Consider the following 17,356-nt stretch of genomic DNA (forward strand, 5'->3'; position numbering starts at 1 on the left):
TTTGCCTGCCCTTTGCCAGACTCACCGGCCGCGCAGAAAGCGCTTGCACACCCCCCACATTCGACGAATCCGAGGCCACCATGGGACGCAGAGCCGCATTCCTCGCCGCCGCCGGTGCCACCGCCGTCCTCACCGCCGCCGGCACCCTGACCGCCCCCGCCACCGCCGCCCCCACACGAGCGGCTGCCTGCGGAGACGGCTCCTTCCAGGCCGAGGCCGTGCAGAACGGCAGCAACTGGACCGCCCGGCGCGGCGGCAGCACCGTCTACACCGGAACCGACATGCGCGCGGCCGTCCAAGCGGCCGTCAACAGCCTCAGCTCCGGACGCACCTCGAAGGAACGGGTCGTGGTCCGCGGCTCGGGCTCGATCTCGGCGGGCTCACGCATCTCGCTGCCGAGCTACACCGTCCTCGACGTCTGCGGCACCATCAACGTCACCGGCAGCGGCTCCGGCGACCAGGCGCCGGTCTACTCCCGCGGCACCCGCGACGTGGAGGTCCAGAACCTCAAGCTCACCGGCACCCCGCTCTACGGCATCTTCCTGCGCAACGTCCAGAACGTCGTGCTCGGCCAGATAGACATGCGCCTCTCCCGCGGCCTGGGCGTCCGCATCGACAACCGCGGCGACACCAGCCAGTGGACGCGCAACGTCCGCATCGACAACGTCTACGTCTCCGGCGCGTCCAGCCACGCGGTCGAGACCTACGGGGTCGACGGCATCACCATCGGCACCGTCACCGCCCGCAACGTGGGCGAGTCCGGCCTGCTGCTCAACCAGACCGTCAACGCCAACGTCACCAAGGTGGACGCGGAGAACGCCGGCACCGGCACCGGCTACGCCGCCTTCCGCATGGCCAACCGCAACGGCCGGGTCGGCAGCGGCTACCCGACCAACATCCGGGTCGGCGAGGTCATCGCGCGCGGCGGCGGACGCGGGGTGTTCTGCGTCTCGGAGAGCGGCGGGGCGACGATCAACAAGGTGACGATCTCCAACACCGGCAACAACTCGGTCCTGATCGAGAACTGTTACAACGTCAACCTCGCGGCGCAGAGCGGCACGATCTCGGGCGGCGGCGAACTGCGCCTGGCCGCCCGCTCGGAGTTCCCGAACAACAAGGACATCACCATCCAGAACCTGACGGTCACCAACTCGGCCATCAGGGAGAGCCCGTGCGGTGAGAACACGACGTTCCGCAACATCACGCGGGTGAACAGCAGCCAGACGATCTGCTGACGGCCCGCGCCGGCGAAGCCCTGGCCTTCGAAGCCCTGGCCCGTGGAGCCCTCGCCCTCACCCGGCGGGGGCTCCCGCACGCAGGTGGCTCAGCGCCTCCATGGCTTCGCGTTCGATCCGGGCGATATCGGCGAGAACAGCACCCGCCTCCACGAGGCACTGCTCATCCCCCGACTCACCGGCGTTCGTGAGGAGCGCGGCAACGTCCGTCCACAAACCGGCCGCTTCCGAGTACAGCCTGTGTCCGGTGCGCAGATGGCCGCTGTCGACCACCTGGGCGCATTCGGCGAGGAAGTCGCGGTACAGGTTCCGGAACAGGGCGCCGCCGGTGCCGGCCTTCTCCATCAGCAGGGCCGCCTGCGGCAGGTCTCGCCGCGGGTCGTCGGTGCGCCGGAGCCAGCCGGGTACGAGCCTGCCGGCCTTCTCGATGCCCCGATGACCGAGGTTGGCGATCGGCGGGTTCAGGAAGGCGTCGGCGCATGCGGCGACGGCCGGGATGATCCGACTCTCCAAGGAGGGCGCCTTCCCGCCGGCGGTGAGCGTGAAGGACCGCTGCCTGGCCGTCATCGGCCCGCGCTCGGCCCGGGCCCGGGCGAGGCTGCTCAGGCTGGTGGACACCACGCCGCCCTGCTGGTCGGTGTCCACCAGGTAGGCGTCGTGCTCGTCGTAGCCGTACAGGGCGACGACATGACCGCCGAAGTGCACCTTCGAGGTGAAGTAGTCCAGGTGGTAGCTGTCGAGCTGGAGCCCGACGGGCAGCCCGGCGTCGACGGCGGTCGCCACGTTCTCCCACGCCTTACGGGCGGAGCCGGTCTCCTGGACCGCGAGTTCCAGCCCCAGCCGGGCGGCCAGGTTCCTGGTGAGTTCGAAGGGCTTGACGCGCCCGCCGAGGAAGGGGAAGTCCATCTTCTTGCTGTCCCAGTAGATGAAGGACAGCCCGGACCCGAGGCCGAAGAGCATGGGCTCGGACAGGTCGATCCCCTGATGCCGCAGCAGCACACCCAGAGCCGACGTCTCGCAGTGCTGCGTACCGCGGGGGTCGACGCCCTTCACCGTGGTCATGCCCTTCCCTTCCGGACGCCTCCTGTACGGGGACGCGGCCCCTGTCAGCCCTCGGCGATCACAACGGCCGAGGCGACACCCGCGTCATGGCTCAGGGACACGTGCCAGGACCGCACGCCGAGCTCGGCGGCCCGCGCGGCCACGGTCCCGGTCACCCGCAGCCAGGGCTGCCCACTGTCCTCGACACACACCTCGGCATCGGTCCAGAGCAGCCCGGGCGGCGCACCGAGCGCCTTGGCCAGGGCCTCCTTGGCGGCGAACCGCGCGGCCAGGGAGGCGACCCCCCGGCGCTCCCCACTGGGCAGCAACAACTCCCGCTCCACGAACAGCCGTCCGGCCAACGCGGGCGTACGCTCCAGCGACGCCGCGAACCGATCGATCTCGGCGACGTCGATCCCGACCCCGATGATGCTCATGCGCAGCACCCTACGGTGAGACTCCCCCTCCTTCGGCCTCGACGGCGGCGACTAGGGGTGTGTCCGGGAAGTCCCGTCCGCCCGGAGGGCGGGCCTCGCGCCGTCCGGTGCGTGCTCTGGGGGTCCCCCGGCCGAAGGCTGGGGGAGTGCCGGGCGGACGCCCGCGTACTGGTTGTACGCGGGTGGTCGCCCGGCGCGGCAAGTGGGGGCAGCTCCCACGCCCTTGAGGCGGTCGGGGAGCGTGCCGGACGCCGCGAGGCAGGCGGGACTCTGCGGACACCCCCTAGCATGATCGGCATGGAATGGGACGGCCTCACCGATCGCGAGCGCTACGGGGACTGGTACCTGAAGGAGCGGGACCGGTTCTCGGACCTGGCCCGGGACGCCGACTGGGACGGCCTGTTCGATGAGCTGGTGAAGAATCCCGAGCGGGTCAATCTCGCCCGCCCCGGGAACCGCAGCGGGTTCGCCCCGCTGCACCAGGCCGCCTGGCACGGCGCCACGATCGCGGTCGTCTCCCGCCTGATCGCGCACGGCGCCTGGCGCACGCAGCGCACCCGGGACGGACGGCGCCCGGTGGACATCGCGCGGGAGCGGGGCCACACGCATCTGCTGGAGCTCCTGGAGCCGGTCGCGGTGCGGCAACTCCCCACTCCCTCCGAGGCGTTGGAGCGTCACTTCCACGCGATGCTGCGGGAGCGCACCGGCAGCTGCTTCGACGAGATCGAGCACCTCCTGCCACCGCTGTCCCCCCTGACGGAGGGTCTGGACGTACGGATCTTCTTCCGGGTGGTCGGCATGATGGGCGGCTTCCACTACCGCCTCCGCGCGGACGTCGTGCACGTGCACGGCAGCTCGCGGATGGACGGCGACAACGGGGACTTCTACCAGGTGACCCCCGACGGCTGGACCAAGCTCCCCTACAGCCCCAAGCCGCCGCCGCCCTGGAACTACCCGTACTGAACCCCCGATCTTGAACTCCCCCTCCTCCTTGTACAGTTCGCGATGACCGCGATGTGCAAACGGCATCGCACACAACGGGAGGAACGCACCACCATGAAGTTCAAGTCGCTGGGAACCGCGGCCACTTCGATAGCCCTCTTCGCCACGGCCCTCACCGGCACCGTCGCGACCGCCGGCACCGCCGCGGCGGCCCCGCCGAAGGACTGCAGCAAGGCGATCGTCAACGTCAAGGCCAAGGAGACCGTCAAGGTCCGCACCTCGCCGAAGACGTCCGCCACCGCCCTCGGCATCTGGGGCAAGGGCAAGCGCGGCGGGATCTGCAACGACGGCAAGGCCTACAAGGGCGGTTCGTACACGGCCTGCGGCAAGAAGAGCAACATGTGGTACTACGGCGGCGACAAGGTGAACGGCTGGGTCCCGAAGACCTGCATCAACTGGTAGTCACCGGCTGCACAGGGGCGAACGGCGAGCGGCCGTTCGCCCCTTTTCTGTCGCTCCGCTACTCCACCGTCACCGACTTCGCCAGATTCCGAGGCTGGTCCACCTCGTTCCCGCGAGCCGTCGCCAGCTCGCACGCGAACACCTGAAGCGGCACCGCCGCCACGAGCGGCTGGAGCAGGGTCGGCGTGGCCGGCACCCGGATCAAGTGGTCCGCGTACGGCGCCACCGCCTCGTCCCCGTCCTCCGCGATGACGATGGTCCGCGCGCCCCGCGCCCGGATCTCCTGGATGTTGGACACCATCTTGTCGTGCAGCACGGACCGCCCGCGCGGCGACGGCACCACGACGACCACGGGCAGATCCTCCTCGATCAGGGCGATCGGCCCGTGCTTCAACTCCCCCGCCGCGAACCCCTCGGCGTGCATGTAGGCCAGTTCCTTGAGCTTCAGGGCGCCCTCCAGCGCCACCGGATACCCCACATGCCGGCCGAGGAACAGCACCGTGTTCTTCGAGGCGAGCGTGCGCGCCAGCTCCCGCACCGGCTCCATCGTGCCCAGCACCTGCTCCACCGCACCGGCGATCGAGGACAGGTCGCGGATCACCGCCCGGATCTCGTCCCCCCACTTGGTGCCCCGCACCTGACCCAGATACAGGGCGACCAGGTAGCAGGCGACGAGCTGCGTCAGGAACGCCTTGGTGGAGGCGACGGCCACCTCGGGACCGGCGTGTGTGTACAGCACCGCGTCCGACTCGCGCGGGATCGTCGAGCCGTTGGTGTTGCAGATCGCCAGCACCTTGGAGCCCTGCTCGCGGGCGTGCCGCAGCGCCATGAGCGTGTCCATGGTCTCGCCGGACTGGGAGATGGCGATGACGAGGGTCTGCGCGTCCAGGATCGGGTCCCGGTACCGGAACTCACTGGCCAGTTCCACCTCGCACGGCAGACGCGTCCAGTGCTCGATGGCGTACTTGGCGATCATTCCGGCGTGGAAGGCCGTACCGCAGGCGACGATGACGACCTTGTCGATCTCCCGCAGCACGCCCGCGGGGATCCGCACCTCGTCCAGGCTCAGCGAACCGGAGCCGTCGATCCGGCCCAGCAGCGTATCGGCGACCGCCTTGGGCTGCTCGGCGATCTCCTTGAGCATGAAGTAGTCATAGCCCCCCTTTTCCGCGGCCGACGCGTCCCAGTCCACGTGGTACGAGCGGACGTCGGCGGGGCGGCCGTCGAAGCCCGTCACCGTCACGCCGTCCCGGCGCAGCTCCACCACCTGGTCCTGTCCCAGCTCGATCGCCGACCGCGTGTGGGCGATGAACGCGGCGACGTCCGAGGCGAGAAAGGCCTCGCCCTCTCCGACGCCCACCACCAGCGGCGAGTTCCGCCGCGCGCCCACGACCACGTCCGGCTCGTCGGCGTGCACCGCGACCAGCGTGAACGCGCCCTCCAGCCGCCGGCACACCAGCCGCATCGCCTCGGCGAGGTCCGCGCACGACGAGAACTCCTCGGCGAGCAGATGCGCGACGACCTCGGTGTCGGTCTCGGAGGTCAGCTCGTGCCCGCGCTCCTCCAACTCGGCCCGCAGCAGGGCGAAGTTCTCGATGATGCCGTTGTGGACGACCGCGACCCGCCCCGCGTTGTCGATGTGCGGGTGGGCGTTGGCGTCGGTCGGGCCGCCGTGTGTGGCCCACCGGGTGTGGCCGATGCCCGTCGTGCCCGTCGGCAGCGGCCTGCCGTCCAGTTCCTTCTCCAGGTTGAGGAGCTTGCCTGCCTTCTTGGCCGTCGCCAGCCCACCGTCGGCCAGTACGGCGACGCCCGCCGAGTCGTACCCCCGGTACTCCAGCCGCTTCAGCCCGGCCGTCACGACCTCGAGCGCCGCCTGCGGCCCCACGTATCCCACGATTCCACACATGGGCCGCAGCTTAGGGTCGATTCCCGCGCCGAACCTGCCGCAGCGTGCCCGAAATCGGAAATTCCCACCGGGGTACGAAGTCCCTCGGCTCTCACACCTTCGCGCGATACGCCCTCATCGCCAGCGGATAGAACACGAGCGCGATCCCCGCCGCCCACACCAGCGACCACAGCACCGGCTCCGCCACCGCCCCGCCGAGCAGCAGCCCGCGGAAGGCGTCGGACAGGTGCGTGACCGGGTTGACGTCGCTCCACGCCTGGAGCCAGCCCGGCATGGTGTCGACGACGACGAAGGCGCTGCTGGTGAAGGTGATCGGGAAGATGAGGGTGAAGGCGAAGGCCTGCACCTTCTCCGCGTCACCGGCCAGCATCCCGATCAGTACGGCGCTCCACGACACGGCCGCGGCGAACACCACCAGCAGCAGCGCGCCGAGCAGGAACCCGCCGAAGCCGCCGGTGACGCGGAAGCCGAGGGCCAGTCCGAGGCCGATCATCAGCAGCATCGCCCACACATGCTTGGCGAGGTCGGCGGTGATCCGCCCGATCAGCGGGGCGGAGCGCGCGATGGGCAGGCTGCGCAGCCAGTCGAAGACGCCCTTGGTGAGGTCGGTGTTGAGCGCCATGGCCGTGTACATCGTCATGAACAGCGTGTTCTGCACGATGATCCCGGGCAGCGCGTACTTCAGATACGCCTCGGGCGATCCTGCCATCTGCCCGCCCAGCACGTAGGTGAACAGGAAGACGAACATGATCGGCGTGATGCTGTAGTCGACCAGTTCGAGCGGGTTGTGCTTGACGGCGACCAGGCTCCGCCAGGCCATCGTGAAGGTCTGCCGCACCCCGGCCAGGGGCGGCACGCGGCCCGACGCGGTGACCGGCGCGGTGATGGTGGTGGCGGTCATGAGCGGCTCACCGCCTTCTCCAGCTCGCCCTCGCCCTCGTCCCGGACGGCCGTGCCACCGTCCTGCTCGGGCTCGCCCGGTTCGGCGCGGTGGCCGGTCAGGGCGAGGAAGACCTCGTCGAGCGAGGAGCGGCGCAGGGCCAGCTCGCCCACCGCGATCCCCTCCCGGTCCAGGGCGCGCACGACGGCCGGCATCAGCTCGGGGTCCTTCACCGGCGCGGTGATCATCTCGCCCTCGATCCGCGTCTCCGGGCCGGCGGCCCCGGCCACTAGCGCGTGCGCCCGCGCGAGGTCCTGCCCGAGGATCGGACGCAGCTCCAGCACCTGACCGCCGACCTGGGCCTTCAGCTGGTCCGGCGCGCCCTCGGCGATCACCCGGCCCTTGTCGATCACCACGATGTCGTCGGCGAGCACATCGGCCTCGTTCAGGTACTGCGTGGTCAGCAGGGCGGTCGCACCGTCCGCGACCAGGGCGCGCAGCATGTCCCACAGCTCACCACGGCTGTGCGGGTCGAGGCCCGTGGTCGGCTCGTCGAGGAAGAGGATGCGGGGCCGTCCCACCAGGCTGGCCGCGAGGTCCAGGCGCCGGCGCATGCCTCCCGAGAACGTCTTCACGGCCCGGCCGGCCGCGTGCGTCAGCTGGAAACGCTCCAGCAGCTCCCCCGCCCGCGCCTTCGCCTCCCGTCTCGGCAGGCCCAGCAGTCTGCCGATGAGCAGCAGATTCTCCGTGCCGGTCAGGTTCTCGTCGACCGCCGCGTACTGCCCGGTCAGCCCGACCGTGGCGCGTACGACCCCGGCCTCCCGGACCACGTCGTGACCGGCCACCCGGGCCGTGCCCCCGTCCGGGCGCAGCAGCGTCGCGAAGATCCGCACCGCGGTCGTCTTCCCGGCGCCGTTGGGCCCCAGCAGTCCGAGCACCGTGCCCTTGCGGGCCGCCAGGTCGACACCGGCCAGCGCCTCGGTCTCCTTGAACCGTTTGACCAGTCCTTCCGCTTCTATCGCATACGTCATGGGTCACCCCTCGGCGTTCCTGGACCCCGGCCCGGGCCCATTTCTCCCACAACTGTGACGCACGCCACTGACATTCCTCCCTTTGGCCACTTTTCTCCCAAACGGGAGAGCCCGGGGACGCTGCGTGACGGATCCCACCTCACCGTCCGTTCGTACGCCCGTAACAATGGACTGTGATCTCTCCGGCTTCCTCGATGCCCCGGAGCGCCCACCGGCAGCGGCCGGAGGCGACTCCCTACGTCGACCTCACCCGAGCCGAGTGGAGCGCGTTGCGCGACAAGACGCCGCTGCCGCTGACGGCCGAGGAGGTCGAGAAGCTGCGCGGCCTCGGCGATGTCATCGACCTCGACGAGGTGCGGGACATCTACCTCCCGCTGTCCAGACTCCTCAACCTCTACGTCGGTGCCACGGACGGCCTCAGAGGCGCGCTCAACACGTTCCTGGGCGAGCAGGGCTCCCAGTCCGGCACCCCGTTCGTCATAGGAGTCGCCGGGTCGGTCGCCGTGGGCAAGTCGACGGTCGCCCGGCTCCTCCAGGCCCTGCTCTCGCGCTGGCCGGAACACCCGCGCGTCGAACTGGTCACCACCGACGGCTTCCTGCTGCCCACCAAGGAGCTCCAGGCCCGCGGCCTGATGTCGCGGAAAGGATTCCCCGAGTCCTTCGACCGCCGCGCGCTGACCCGCTTCGTCGCCGACATCAAGGCCGGCAAGGACGAGGTCACGGCCCCCGTCTACTCCCACCTCATCTACGACATCGTCCCCGACAAGAAGCTCACGGTCCGCCGCCCCGACATCCTGATCGTCGAGGGCCTCAACGTCCTCCAGCCCGCCCTCCCGGGCAAGGACGGCCGCACCCGGGTCGGTCTCGCCGACTACTTCGACTTCAGCGTGTACGTCGACGCCCGCGTCGAGGACATCGAGCGCTGGTACCTCAACCGCTTCCGCAAGCTGCGCGCGACCGCCTTCCAGAACCCGTCCTCGTACTTCCGCAGGTACACCCAGGTCTCGGAGGAGGAGGCCCTCGACTACGCCCGGACGATGTGGCGCACGATCAACCAGCCCAACCTGGTCGAGAACATCGCCCCCACCCGCGGCCGCGCCACCCTCGTCCTGCGCAAGGGCCCGGACCACAAGGTGCAGCGCCTCAGCCTGCGCAAGCTGTGACGCCCGGCGGAAAGACCGGTTAGATAGCCGCCATGCTCCACTTGCGCCTGATCACACCGTCCGACAAGACCGACGACGTGGTGCGGCTGATCGACAAGACGGTCGGCACGACCCACCTCGTCGTCCTGCCGGACGCCGCCCGCGACCCCGCCGGGGACGTCGTGATGTGCGACGTGGCGCGGGAGGCGGGCGACGAACTGCTCACCGGCCTGCGGGAACTCGGCCTCGACACCAGCGGTTCCATCGCCGTCGAGACCATCGACCTGTCGCTGTCCGACCGGGCCGACCAGGCCGAGGCCGACGCACCCGGCGAGGGCGCCGACGCGGTCCTGTGGGAGCAGCTGACCGAAGCGACACACGAGGAGTCGACCCTCTCCGCCACGTACCTGGCGTTCATCACCCTCGCCACGATGATCGCGGCCTGCGGCGTGGTCCTGGACAACGCGATCCTGATCGTGGGCGCCATGGCGGTGGGCCCGGAGTTCGGCCCGCTCGCCGGCATCTGCACCGCGATCGTCCGCCGCAGGGGACGCCTGGCCCTGCGCTCGGTGATCGCCCTCCTGGTGGGCTTCGCGGTGGCGATGGCGGTGACGGTCGGCTTCAGCCTCTTCATGGACGGCGTCGGCCTGTTCACCCAGGCCCAGTTGGATGCCGACCGCCCCAACACGCACTTCATCTACGCCCCCGACTGGTTCTCCTTCGTCGTGGCGGTCCTGGCCGGCATCGCCGGCACGCTCTCCCTGACCTCCGCCAAGTCGGGCGCCCTGGTGGGCGTGGCCATCTCGGTGACCACGGTCCCGGCCGCCGCGAACGCCGCCGTGGCCCTGAGCTACGGCGACACGAACCAGACCTGGGGCTCCACGGAACAACTCCTGCTGAACCTACTGGGCATCATCGTCGCCGGCACGCTGACCTTGCTTGCCCAGAAGTGGTTCTGGGCCAAGCAGCGCAAGAACACACCGTAGGGGCAGCTTCCTCAGGGGCGCGGGGAACTGCGCGACAGGCCACACACGACCCGCGGCCCGCCCACAACAGAACCGCCCACCCCCGGCCCGCTCCCTAACCGAGCGCGGACTTCACCACATCGGCCAACCGCCCGGCCACAGCCCGAGCCTGCTCGATGTCAGCCGCCTCCACCATCACCCGAACCAGCGGCTCGGTCCCCGAGGACCGCAAGAGCACCCGCCCGGTAGCGCCAAGCTCCCGCTCCGCGTCGGCAACCGCCGAGGACAGCTCGACCGACGTCGTCACCCGGGACTTGTCGACGTCCCGCACATTGATCAGCACCTGCGGCAGCCGCTCCATCACCGACGCCAGCTCCCGCAGCGGACGCCCGCTCTGCGCGACCCGCGCCGCCAGCAGCAGCCCCGTCAGCGTGCCGTCGCCCGTCGTCGCGTGGTCGAGGATGATCACGTGCCCGGACTGCTCGCCCCCGAGGGCGAACCCGTGCTCCTTCATCTCCTCCAGCACGTACCGGTCGCCCACGGCGGTCTGCACGAGCCGGATGCCCTCGCGCTCCATGGCCAGCTTGAAGCCCAGGTTGGACATCACCGTCGCCACGACCGTGTCGGACCGCAGCGTGGACGCCTCCCGCATGGCCAGGGCGAGCACGGCCAGGATCTGGTCGCCGTCCACCTCCTCGCCGGTGTGGTCCACGGCGAGGCACCGGTCGGCGTCCCCGTCGTGCGCGATGCCCAGGTCGGCCCCGTGCTCGACGACGGCGGCCTTGATCTTGTCCAGGTGCGTGGAGCCGCACCCGTCGTTGATGTTGAGCCCGTCGGGCTCGGCCCCGATCGTGACGACCTCGGCACCGGCCCGCTGGAACACCTCGGGCGAGACCCGGTGGGCGGCGCCGTGCGCCTCGTCGAGGACGACCTTCAGCCCGTCGAGCCGGTTCGGCAGGACGCGCAGCAGATGCTCGACGTACCGGCCGGCGCCCTCCTCGGAGTCGCGCACGCGGCCCACTCCGGCCCCGGTCGGCCGGTCCCACGGGGCGCCGGTGCGGTGCTCCTCGTAGACGGACTCGATCCGGTCCTCCAGCTCGTCGGCGAGCTTGTGCCCGCCGCGGGCGAAGAACTTGATGCCGTTGTCGGGCATGGCGTTGTGGCTCGCGGAGAGCATCACACCGAGGTCGGCGCCGAGCTCACCGGTCAGGTACGCCACCGCCGGCGTCGGCAGCACGCCGACCCGCAGGACGTCCACGCCGGCGCTGGCGAGGCCCGCGACCACGGCGGCCTCCAGGAACTCCCCGGACGCACGCGGATCACGCCCGACCACCGCGGTCGGCCGGTGTCCCTCGAACGTGCCCGCCTCGGCCAGTACGTGCGCCGCGGCCACGGAGAGGCCGAGGGCCATCTCCGCCGTCAGATCCGCGTTGGCGACACCGCGCACGCCGTCCGTGCCGAAGAGTCGTCCCACTGTGGTGTCCTCCGAATTGCGAGAGAGTGCGGCTCCAGTACATCCCCGGGGACGGTCCGACATCCGCAGGGGTGTGTACGGGAACGCCCCGGCGGCACAGAACGTGCCGCCGGGGCGATCGTTGCGAAATCAGGCGCAACGTTGCGAAGACAGTCGCAACGACAGCGACGCGATTAGCGCTTGCTGTACTGCGGGGCCTTGCGGGCCTTCTTCAGACCGGCCTTCTTGCGCTCGACCGCACGGTCGTCGCGGCGGAGGAAGCCGGCCTTCTTGAGAGCGCCGCGGTTGTTGTCGACGTCCGCCTCGTTCAGCGCGCGGGCGACACCGAGACGGAGCGCACCGGCCTGGCCGGAGACACCGCCACCGGCGATGCGGGCGACGACGTCGTAGCGGCCCTCGAGCTCGAGCACCTTGAAGGGCTCGTTGACTTCCTGCTGGTGCACCTTGTTCGGGAAGTAGTCCTCGAGGGTGCGACCGTTGATCTTCCACTTGCCGGTGCCCGGGATGATCCGGACGCGGGCGATGGCGTTCTTGCGACGGCCCAGGCCGGCGGCCGGCTGGGGCTCGCCGAAGCGGGAGGCCATGGACTCCGAGGTGTACTCGCCCTCGACGGGCACCTCGGACTCGGTGGTGTAGCTGTCGATGTCAAGCTCTTCGAGCGGCTGCTCGGCAGTGGTCTCGGCCACGATTCTCCTCAGATTCTCTTCAGTCTTAGGGGGTGGCCGGACTTACTGCGCGACCTGGGTGATCTCGTACGGCTGCGGCTGCTGCGCGCCGTGCGGGTGCTGGTCACCCTTGTAGACCTTCAGCTTCGAGAGCATCTGACGGCCCAGAGTGTTCTTGGGGAGCATGCCCTTGACGGCCTTCTCGATGGCCTTCTCGGGGTTCTTGTCGAGCAGCTCGTCGTAACGGACGGAGCGCAGACCACCCGGGTAGCCGGAGTGGCGGTACGCCATCTTCTGGGTCCGCTTGTTGCCGGACAGGTGCACCTTGTCCGCGTTGATGATGATGACGAAGTCACCAGCGTCGACGTGGGGCGCATAGATCGGCTTGTGCTTGCCCCGGAGGAGGGTCGCTGCGGTGGTGGCGAGACGACCCAGGACAACGTCCTGGGCGTCGATGACGTGCCACTGGCGCGTCACATCGCCGGGCTTGGGGCTGTACGTACGCACGGTTCGTAGCCTTCGCTTCGAGTGAATGGTCCTGAACAGGTCACCGAAACGATCACGACAGCCTTGACCGCACTGCGGTGACGCAAACCGCGTGCTGGTCGCTGGTCATCGGCCCGGTGGACCGGTGTAAGGGCCCGTCCCGTGAGAATGAGCAAGCCAATACACAACGAAAGAGCAGAATACCGGGGCTCACGACACGGGTCAAAACGCGGGATCATCGCCGACGATCGGCTACGGAGACGCACAGGACGGCACAGAGAGTCACGGCCCTGCGCAGTGTCCGGCGCCGGACCGGCCGCACGTAGGGAAACACCGCCGGCAGCAGCACATCGGCGAGCACCGTGGCGCACCGGCGCGGCAGGGAGCCGCCGCCGCGCGGCCCGCGCAGCGCCCGCAGCACCCCGAACCCGACCGACGGCCACACCCCGATCGCGGCCGCGGCCGACGGCCAGGACCACAGGCACACCAGTAGCACCACAGCCGGCAGCAGTCGCCCCAACCACCCGCAGATGTCGCCTTTGCCCGTCCGCATGGGAGGAACGCTAGGGGTTCGAGGGTCCAACCAGGCGGACCAGCACGCCAGATGTCCCGTCTAAGATGCGCCCCATGAGCTTTGGGCAGGGGGGACCCCAGTCCCAGTGGGATCCATGGAAACCGCAGTCGCAGCAGCCCTGGAGCAGCGGGGGCGGCCAGTCTCCGGACTGGGCCGCGCTCGCCGAGGCGTCCGAGGCGCGTAACAAACGACGCCGGCTGTTCCTGGTCGGCGGCGGCGCGCTCGCCACCGTCGCGATCGGTGCCGCCGTCGCCGTGGCCGTGGTCTCCGCGGGCGGCGACAGCCAGGCGGGCAGCCCGACCTCCCAGGTGCCCTCGGCCGACATCCCGAGCGAGTCCGCCTCGGCCCCGTCCTTCGCCCCGACCAGCGCCCCGCCCCCGCTGGACCCGAAGGACTTCATCGCCAGCGCGAAGAAAGACACGGCTCCGCTCAGCCCGGACACCCTGTTCCCCGGCACGCAGCTGACCATGGGCGAGACGACGTACAAGAAGGGCCCCACGGCCGACACGAAGAACTGCGCCTCGGCCTCGGGCGGCACGCTGCCGAAGATCCTCACGGCGAACGACTGCACGCGCCTGATACGCGCCACCTACTCCGTGGACGGCATTGCCGTTACGGTCGGCGTGGCGGTCTTCGACACCGAGGCGCAGGCCGCCAGGGCCAAGGGCCAGACCAACAAGAAGAGCTTCGTCAAGTCGCTCTCCGGCGGCGGCGTGAAGCCCTTCTGCGAGTCCGGGTTCTGCCGTACGACCAGCAACTCCTACGGCCGCTACGCCTACTTCACCAACGCCGGCTTCACCAGCGGCAAGGACGTGACGACGAAGGACACGAAGGTGTTCGCCACGGGCGACAACCTGCAGTTGTTCACGTTCCGTCAGATCCACCGCCGCGGCCAGGCGCAGGCGTCGGCCGCGGCCGACGGGTGACCGGCCGCGGCGCGCCCGGTCACAGCCTCTTCGCGCTGCGCAGCGTCTTGGCGTAGTAGCCGTTGCCGTCCAGCCGGGACACTCCGCCGACGTCGCCGATGGTCGGTCCGTTGACCTCCTCGCGGCTGGAGACGAAGAGCAGGTGGCCCTCGGTGTCGTAGCCGAGCACCATGCCGACGTGGTCCAGGCGCTGCTTGGTCCGGGTGTCGAGCTTGAAGAAGACGAGGTCCCCGGGCTGGAGCTGGTCGATGCCGGTGGGCCGGTCCTTGGGCGAGATGCCGGTGAGCGGCAGGATGTCGGCACCCTGGTCGGAGCGGGCCATGCCGTTGGCGGTGCGCGGCAGGCCGTCGCCCGACTCGTCCGAGGACATCAGCGGGTAGCGGGCGCGGTAGCCGAACACCATCCGCATGTAGCCCGAGCAGTCGACCGACCGGGCGCGCGCGGTCTCCGGCTGGCCGATCACGCCGTCGCGGAAGGGGTACTGGACGCCGAGGTAGTCGTAGAAGTCGGACTGCTCAAGGCGCAGGTCGCCGCCCTCCGCCCCGTTCGTGTTGAGGGGCCCGAAGTTGGCGTCACCGGCGTAGACGGTGCCCCGCTCGTCCTTCTTCTGCTTGGCGCCCGCGACGTACTGGAAGGAGATCGCCAGGAGGTCGTCTTCCTTGCTGGACTCGTACTCCTTGTACCAGTCCTTGAACCACTTCTCCTTGTCCGCGCCCTTCTTCCAGGGCTCGGGCATGAGGCGGACCCAGTCCGTCGTGGAGACCTTGGAGCTCGTCGAGGAGGGCTCGGTGAAGGTGCGGGCCGGTCCGGTCAGGGTCGCGGTGCGCGCCCCGTCGGTGAACACCGCCTTGACCTGGCCGTCGGAGCCGCGCAGCACGGAGCGGGCCGGGTTCTCCAGCCGGGACCAGGTCTCCCCGCCCTTGTCGCGGGTCTTGGCCGCGCCGCCGGCCCGGTCCGAGCCGTCCAGCACGCCGACGTTCGTGATCTCCGGGACGCCCTTCTCCTCCTGCTTGCGGAGCTCCACGGTGAGGTAGCCGGAGGTCGCGACGAGCCCCAGCACCACGAGGCCGGACAGGACCGGCCTCGATTTCTTCTTCCCTGCCATGTGTTCTCTCCTGGGTTCTCAGTCGCCGGGACGCCGGTCTCAGACGGTGGGCATGATGCCGAGCAGCAGTCCGGCGGCGACGACGATGTAGGCCATGAGCGAGACGGTGCCGGTCGCCAGCAGCGTCGCCCCCTTGGGCTGGCGGACCATCTGGTAGGCGATCAGGCCGGGCACGATGAAGCCGAGGGTCTGGTTGCCGTAGAGCAGCGGGAACTCGATCGACAGCACGATCATCACGGTGGCCTGGAGCAGCACGCCCAGCAGGACGACCGCGGCGAACAGCCGCTTGCCGTAGAGGATCACCAGCCGCTGCATGACCTTGGTGCCCGCGTAGGTGAGGGCGGTGACGCCGACCACCATGGCCGCCCGCTGGAGGTCCTCGATGAGGGTCAGGGCGAGCCAGCCGGGCGTGATCATGCCGCCGGGCGACAGGTTGGTGGTCAGGTAGCACAGCAGCGAGAAGAACAGGCCGATGGCGATGCCGAGGGCGGCCATCTCGGGGGTCAGGGCGGCGGTGGTCAACGAAGTCTCCGGGCACGGGTGCGGGTGCGGGCGAGCGGTGGGCGTGAGTCGTGGGGTCCCGCCCGTGGACGTCAGGGACGGGGAGGCTGTCCCCCCTCGTCGGCCGGGACGTACCCGTAGCCGTAGGGCTCGTCGGCGTACTGCCGGCCCTCCTGCGGAGCGGCGTACGGCCCCTGCTGGTAGGGGGCCGGCTCGGGGTACCCGGTGCCGGCGTACGGCCCCGACGGCTGGGCGGGGATGCGGATCACCGGGATCTCCTGGGTCTGGGAGGCCTGGTAACGCTCCTCGTAGGCCATGGGGTACGAGGCGTAGGGGTCCAGGCGGGCCGGCTGGGCCGGTGCGGCCGTGGCCGAGGGCCGCGCGGTGTCGGCTGGGGCGGACTCGTCCGCCGGGAGTTCGGCCAGGTACTCCAGCAGTTCCTCGCCCTGGCCGTGGATGTTGCCGATGGCGACCAGGGAGGAGTCGGCGGCCAGGCGCTCCAGCAGGGCGGGCATGAACTCCTCGGCCGACCGGCGCTCACCCCCGAGGTCGATCGCGCGGTCGCGCCACTCGGCGGGGATGGCGTCGATCGCGCTCTTGGCGGGGTGCCCGATGACGAAGACGTGGTCCGGCTGGAGGTCGGGGATGATCTCGCCCATCTGGCCGTTGCGCTCCACGCGGTCGGGCCGGCAGTTGATCACGACGTTCAGCGGCCGGTGGATGGCTCCGAGGTCGAGCAGCTGATTGATGTTCATCAGCGTCGACTCGGGGTCGTTGGCCGCGAAGACGTTGGCGAAGGCGAGCCGCTTGCCCTCGGGGGTCGCGTAGCGCTCGACGGACAGCACGCCCGGGTCCGGCGGGGCGTCGTACATGCCCTGCAGGGCGACCCGCCGTTCCACTCCGAGCAGTTCGGCCACGACGAGGGCGATGGCGACGTTCTCCTTGAAGGTGAACCAGCTGAAGCCGCGCAGCTCCTCGTCGGTGACGGTCTCCGGGTCGGCGTAGATCAACTGGCAGTTACGGGCGTCGGCCTCCTCCTGGAGGATGTGGAAGCGTTCCTTCTCGGCGGTGACGCAGATGCCGTCCTCCGGCATGGAGCGGCACAGCGACCGCGCCACGTCGTCGAGGGTGGGCCCCATCTCGGCGAGGTGGTCCTCGCGGACGTTGCACAGCACGCCGATCGTGGAGCGGATCAGCTTGCTCTGGTTCACCTCCTGCAGGGCCGGCATGACGGCCATGCACTCGATGACGAGGGCGTCGGGCCGGTAGGTGGCGGCCCGGCGCACGATGCCGATCTGCTCCACCACGTTGGCGATGCCGAACTTGCGGTAGACCGGCTCCTCGGTGGCGTCCGGGTGGATGAACCGGGCCGCCGTGCCCGTGGTCTTCGCCACGGTGACCAGGTCGCCGCCGCGCAGGGCCCCGGCGCACAGCCGGGTGATGGAGGACTTGCCGCGGATGCCGTTCACGAGCACGCGCGACGGGATGCTGTGCAGGCTGGCGTAGTGCCGGCGCTGTTCGACGATGCCCGCCACGAGCAGCAGCGCGCTGCCGGTGAGCAGGACGAAGTACAGATAGAGCACG

The 17,356-nt window shown here is 70.0% G+C and carries 18 protein-coding genes; 6 read left to right on the top strand and 12 right to left on the bottom strand.

Going from position 1 to position 17,356, the window contains the following annotated elements; translation table 11 throughout:
- The first annotated feature begins 80 nt into the window (after window positions 1–80).
- A complete protein-coding gene (locus tag ACIBL4_RS07945) occupies window positions 81–1,235 on the top strand; it encodes a hypothetical protein (RefSeq protein WP_399407575.1) in 1,155 nt (384 codons plus the stop codon).
- Between the two features lie 57 nt (window positions 1,236–1,292).
- On the opposite strand, the gene ACIBL4_RS07950 is transcribed toward ACIBL4_RS07945, so the two are convergent.
- Both ACIBL4_RS07950 and ACIBL4_RS07955 read right to left on the bottom strand, forming a co-directional pair.
- Complete coding sequence (locus tag ACIBL4_RS07950; RefSeq protein WP_399407577.1) at window positions 1,293–2,297, bottom strand: BtrH N-terminal domain-containing protein; 1,005 nt, start codon at window positions 2,295–2,297, stop codon at window positions 1,293–1,295.
- 44 nt (window positions 2,298–2,341) lie between these two features.
- Window positions 2,342–2,713 (bottom strand): holo-ACP synthase, encoded by a 372-nt coding sequence (locus ACIBL4_RS07955; RefSeq protein WP_086565408.1) that lies wholly within the window; start codon window positions 2,711–2,713, stop codon window positions 2,342–2,344.
- Window positions 2,714–3,001: 288 nt separating this feature from the next.
- Between ACIBL4_RS07955 and ACIBL4_RS07960 the strand changes: the two genes are divergently transcribed.
- Together ACIBL4_RS07960 and ACIBL4_RS07965 are read left to right on the top strand one after the other, a co-directional pair.
- Window positions 3,002–3,676, top strand: coding sequence for an ankyrin repeat domain-containing protein (locus tag ACIBL4_RS07960; RefSeq protein ID WP_399407579.1), 675 nt, complete (start codon window positions 3,002–3,004; stop codon window positions 3,674–3,676).
- A 93-nt stretch (window positions 3,677–3,769) separates the two neighbouring features.
- On the top strand, window positions 3,770–4,117 hold the full coding sequence (locus tag ACIBL4_RS07965; RefSeq protein WP_086565406.1) for a hypothetical protein: 348 nt from the start codon (window positions 3,770–3,772) through the stop codon (window positions 4,115–4,117).
- A 58-nt stretch (window positions 4,118–4,175) separates the two neighbouring features.
- Here the strand turns inward: ACIBL4_RS07965 and glmS are convergent, their stop codons facing one another.
- From glmS to ACIBL4_RS07980, 3 genes are all read right to left on the bottom strand, one after another.
- On the bottom strand, window positions 4,176–6,023 hold the full coding sequence (glmS, locus tag ACIBL4_RS07970) for a glutamine--fructose-6-phosphate transaminase (isomerizing) (RefSeq protein ID WP_399407581.1): 1,848 nt from the start codon (window positions 6,021–6,023) through the stop codon (window positions 4,176–4,178).
- A gap of 91 nt (window positions 6,024–6,114) precedes the next feature.
- Window positions 6,115–6,924 (bottom strand): ABC transporter permease, encoded by an 810-nt coding sequence (locus ACIBL4_RS07975; protein WP_399407583.1) that lies wholly within the window; start codon window positions 6,922–6,924, stop codon window positions 6,115–6,117.
- Window positions 6,921–7,934, bottom strand: coding sequence for an ATP-binding cassette domain-containing protein (locus ACIBL4_RS07980; RefSeq protein WP_399407585.1), 1,014 nt, complete (start codon window positions 7,932–7,934; stop codon window positions 6,921–6,923). Before ACIBL4_RS07980 ends, ACIBL4_RS07975 begins: the two co-directional genes overlap by 4 nt.
- A gap of 194 nt (window positions 7,935–8,128) precedes the next feature.
- Here ACIBL4_RS07980 and coaA point away from each other — a divergent pair, with 194 nt between their 5' ends.
- Together coaA and ACIBL4_RS07990 are read left to right on the top strand one after the other, a co-directional pair.
- A complete protein-coding gene (coaA, locus tag ACIBL4_RS07985; protein ID WP_399408130.1) occupies window positions 8,129–9,097 on the top strand; it encodes a type I pantothenate kinase in 969 nt (322 codons plus the stop codon).
- Between the two features lie 32 nt (window positions 9,098–9,129).
- Window positions 9,130–10,062, top strand: coding sequence for a DUF389 domain-containing protein (locus tag ACIBL4_RS07990; protein ID WP_399407587.1), 933 nt, complete (start codon window positions 9,130–9,132; stop codon window positions 10,060–10,062).
- Window positions 10,063–10,156: 94 nt separating this feature from the next.
- Here the strand turns inward: ACIBL4_RS07990 and glmM are convergent, their stop codons facing one another.
- The 4 genes from glmM to ACIBL4_RS08010 all read right to left on the bottom strand — a co-directional run bounded on the left by glmM (window position 10,157) and on the right by ACIBL4_RS08010 (window position 13,219).
- On the bottom strand, window positions 10,157–11,515 hold the full coding sequence (gene glmM, locus ACIBL4_RS07995) for a phosphoglucosamine mutase (protein WP_399407589.1): 1,359 nt from the start codon (window positions 11,513–11,515) through the stop codon (window positions 10,157–10,159).
- Window positions 11,516–11,688: 173 nt separating this feature from the next.
- Complete coding sequence (gene rpsI, locus ACIBL4_RS08000; protein WP_356925149.1) at window positions 11,689–12,201, bottom strand: 30S ribosomal protein S9; 513 nt, start codon at window positions 12,199–12,201, stop codon at window positions 11,689–11,691.
- A 42-nt stretch (window positions 12,202–12,243) separates the two neighbouring features.
- On the bottom strand, window positions 12,244–12,687 hold the full coding sequence (gene rplM / locus ACIBL4_RS08005) for a 50S ribosomal protein L13 (RefSeq protein ID WP_010036634.1): 444 nt from the start codon (window positions 12,685–12,687) through the stop codon (window positions 12,244–12,246).
- A gap of 214 nt (window positions 12,688–12,901) precedes the next feature.
- Window positions 12,902–13,219, bottom strand: a complete 318-nt coding sequence (locus ACIBL4_RS08010) for a hypothetical protein (protein ID WP_399407592.1) — start codon at window positions 13,217–13,219, stop codon at window positions 12,902–12,904.
- 74 nt (window positions 13,220–13,293) lie between these two features.
- Here ACIBL4_RS08010 and ACIBL4_RS08015 point away from each other — a divergent pair, with 74 nt between their 5' ends.
- The gene (locus tag ACIBL4_RS08015; protein WP_399407594.1) at window positions 13,294–14,166 is read left to right on the top strand and encodes a hypothetical protein; all 873 of its coding nucleotides are present in this window, start codon (window positions 13,294–13,296) and stop codon (window positions 14,164–14,166) included.
- A gap of 19 nt (window positions 14,167–14,185) precedes the next feature.
- Here the strand turns inward: ACIBL4_RS08015 and ACIBL4_RS08020 are convergent, their stop codons facing one another.
- The 3 genes from ACIBL4_RS08020 to pgsB form a co-directional block, all read right to left on the bottom strand.
- A complete protein-coding gene (locus ACIBL4_RS08020; protein ID WP_399407596.1) occupies window positions 14,186–15,271 on the bottom strand; it encodes an NlpC/P60 family protein in 1,086 nt (361 codons plus the stop codon).
- Window positions 15,272–15,310: 39 nt separating this feature from the next.
- Window positions 15,311–15,793 (bottom strand): poly-gamma-glutamate biosynthesis protein PgsC/CapC, encoded by a 483-nt coding sequence (locus tag ACIBL4_RS08025; protein WP_020276280.1) that lies wholly within the window; start codon window positions 15,791–15,793, stop codon window positions 15,311–15,313.
- A gap of 71 nt (window positions 15,794–15,864) precedes the next feature.
- Entirely contained in the window at window positions 15,865–17,355 is a 1,491-nt protein-coding gene (pgsB, locus tag ACIBL4_RS08030) for a poly-gamma-glutamate synthase PgsB (protein ID WP_399407598.1), read from the bottom strand.
- Window position 17,356: the final 1 nt, after the last annotated feature.

The sequence above is a fragment of the Streptomyces sp. NPDC050416 genome, from assembly GCF_044458845.1.
Lineage (GTDB): Bacteria > Actinomycetota > Actinomycetes > Streptomycetales > Streptomycetaceae > Streptomyces.

What these genes read in the sequence shown, in the direction of transcription:
- ACIBL4_RS07945 (WP_399407575.1), top strand. Translation starts at nt 81, where the DNA reads ATGGGACGCAGAGCCGCATTCCTCGCCGCCGCCGGTGCCACCGCCGTC.
- ACIBL4_RS07950 (WP_399407577.1), bottom strand. Translation starts at nt 2,297, where the DNA reads ATGACCACGGTGAAGGGCGTCGACCCCCGCGGTACGCAGCACTGCGAG.
- ACIBL4_RS07955 (WP_086565408.1), bottom strand. Translation starts at nt 2,713, where the DNA reads ATGAGCATCATCGGGGTCGGGATCGACGTCGCCGAGATCGATCGGTTC.
- ACIBL4_RS07960 (WP_399407579.1), top strand. Translation starts at nt 3,002, where the DNA reads ATGATCGGCATGGAATGGGACGGCCTCACCGATCGCGAGCGCTACGGG.
- ACIBL4_RS07965 (WP_086565406.1), top strand. Translation starts at nt 3,770, where the DNA reads ATGAAGTTCAAGTCGCTGGGAACCGCGGCCACTTCGATAGCCCTCTTC.
- glmS (WP_399407581.1), bottom strand. Translation starts at nt 6,023, where the DNA reads ATGTGTGGAATCGTGGGATACGTGGGGCCGCAGGCGGCGCTCGAGGTC.
- ACIBL4_RS07975 (WP_399407583.1), bottom strand. Translation starts at nt 6,924, where the DNA reads ATGACCGCCACCACCATCACCGCGCCGGTCACCGCGTCGGGCCGCGTG.
- ACIBL4_RS07980 (WP_399407585.1), bottom strand. Translation starts at nt 7,934, where the DNA reads ATGACGTATGCGATAGAAGCGGAAGGACTGGTCAAACGGTTCAAGGAG.
- coaA (WP_399408130.1), top strand. Translation starts at nt 8,129, where the DNA reads ATGCCCCGGAGCGCCCACCGGCAGCGGCCGGAGGCGACTCCCTACGTC.
- ACIBL4_RS07990 (WP_399407587.1), top strand. Translation starts at nt 9,130, where the DNA reads ATGCTCCACTTGCGCCTGATCACACCGTCCGACAAGACCGACGACGTG.
- ACIBL4_RS08010 (WP_399407592.1), bottom strand. Translation starts at nt 13,219, where the DNA reads ATGCGGACGGGCAAAGGCGACATCTGCGGGTGGTTGGGGCGACTGCTG.
- ACIBL4_RS08015 (WP_399407594.1), top strand. Translation starts at nt 13,294, where the DNA reads ATGAGCTTTGGGCAGGGGGGACCCCAGTCCCAGTGGGATCCATGGAAA.
- ACIBL4_RS08020 (WP_399407596.1), bottom strand. Translation starts at nt 15,271, where the DNA reads ATGGCAGGGAAGAAGAAATCGAGGCCGGTCCTGTCCGGCCTCGTGGTG.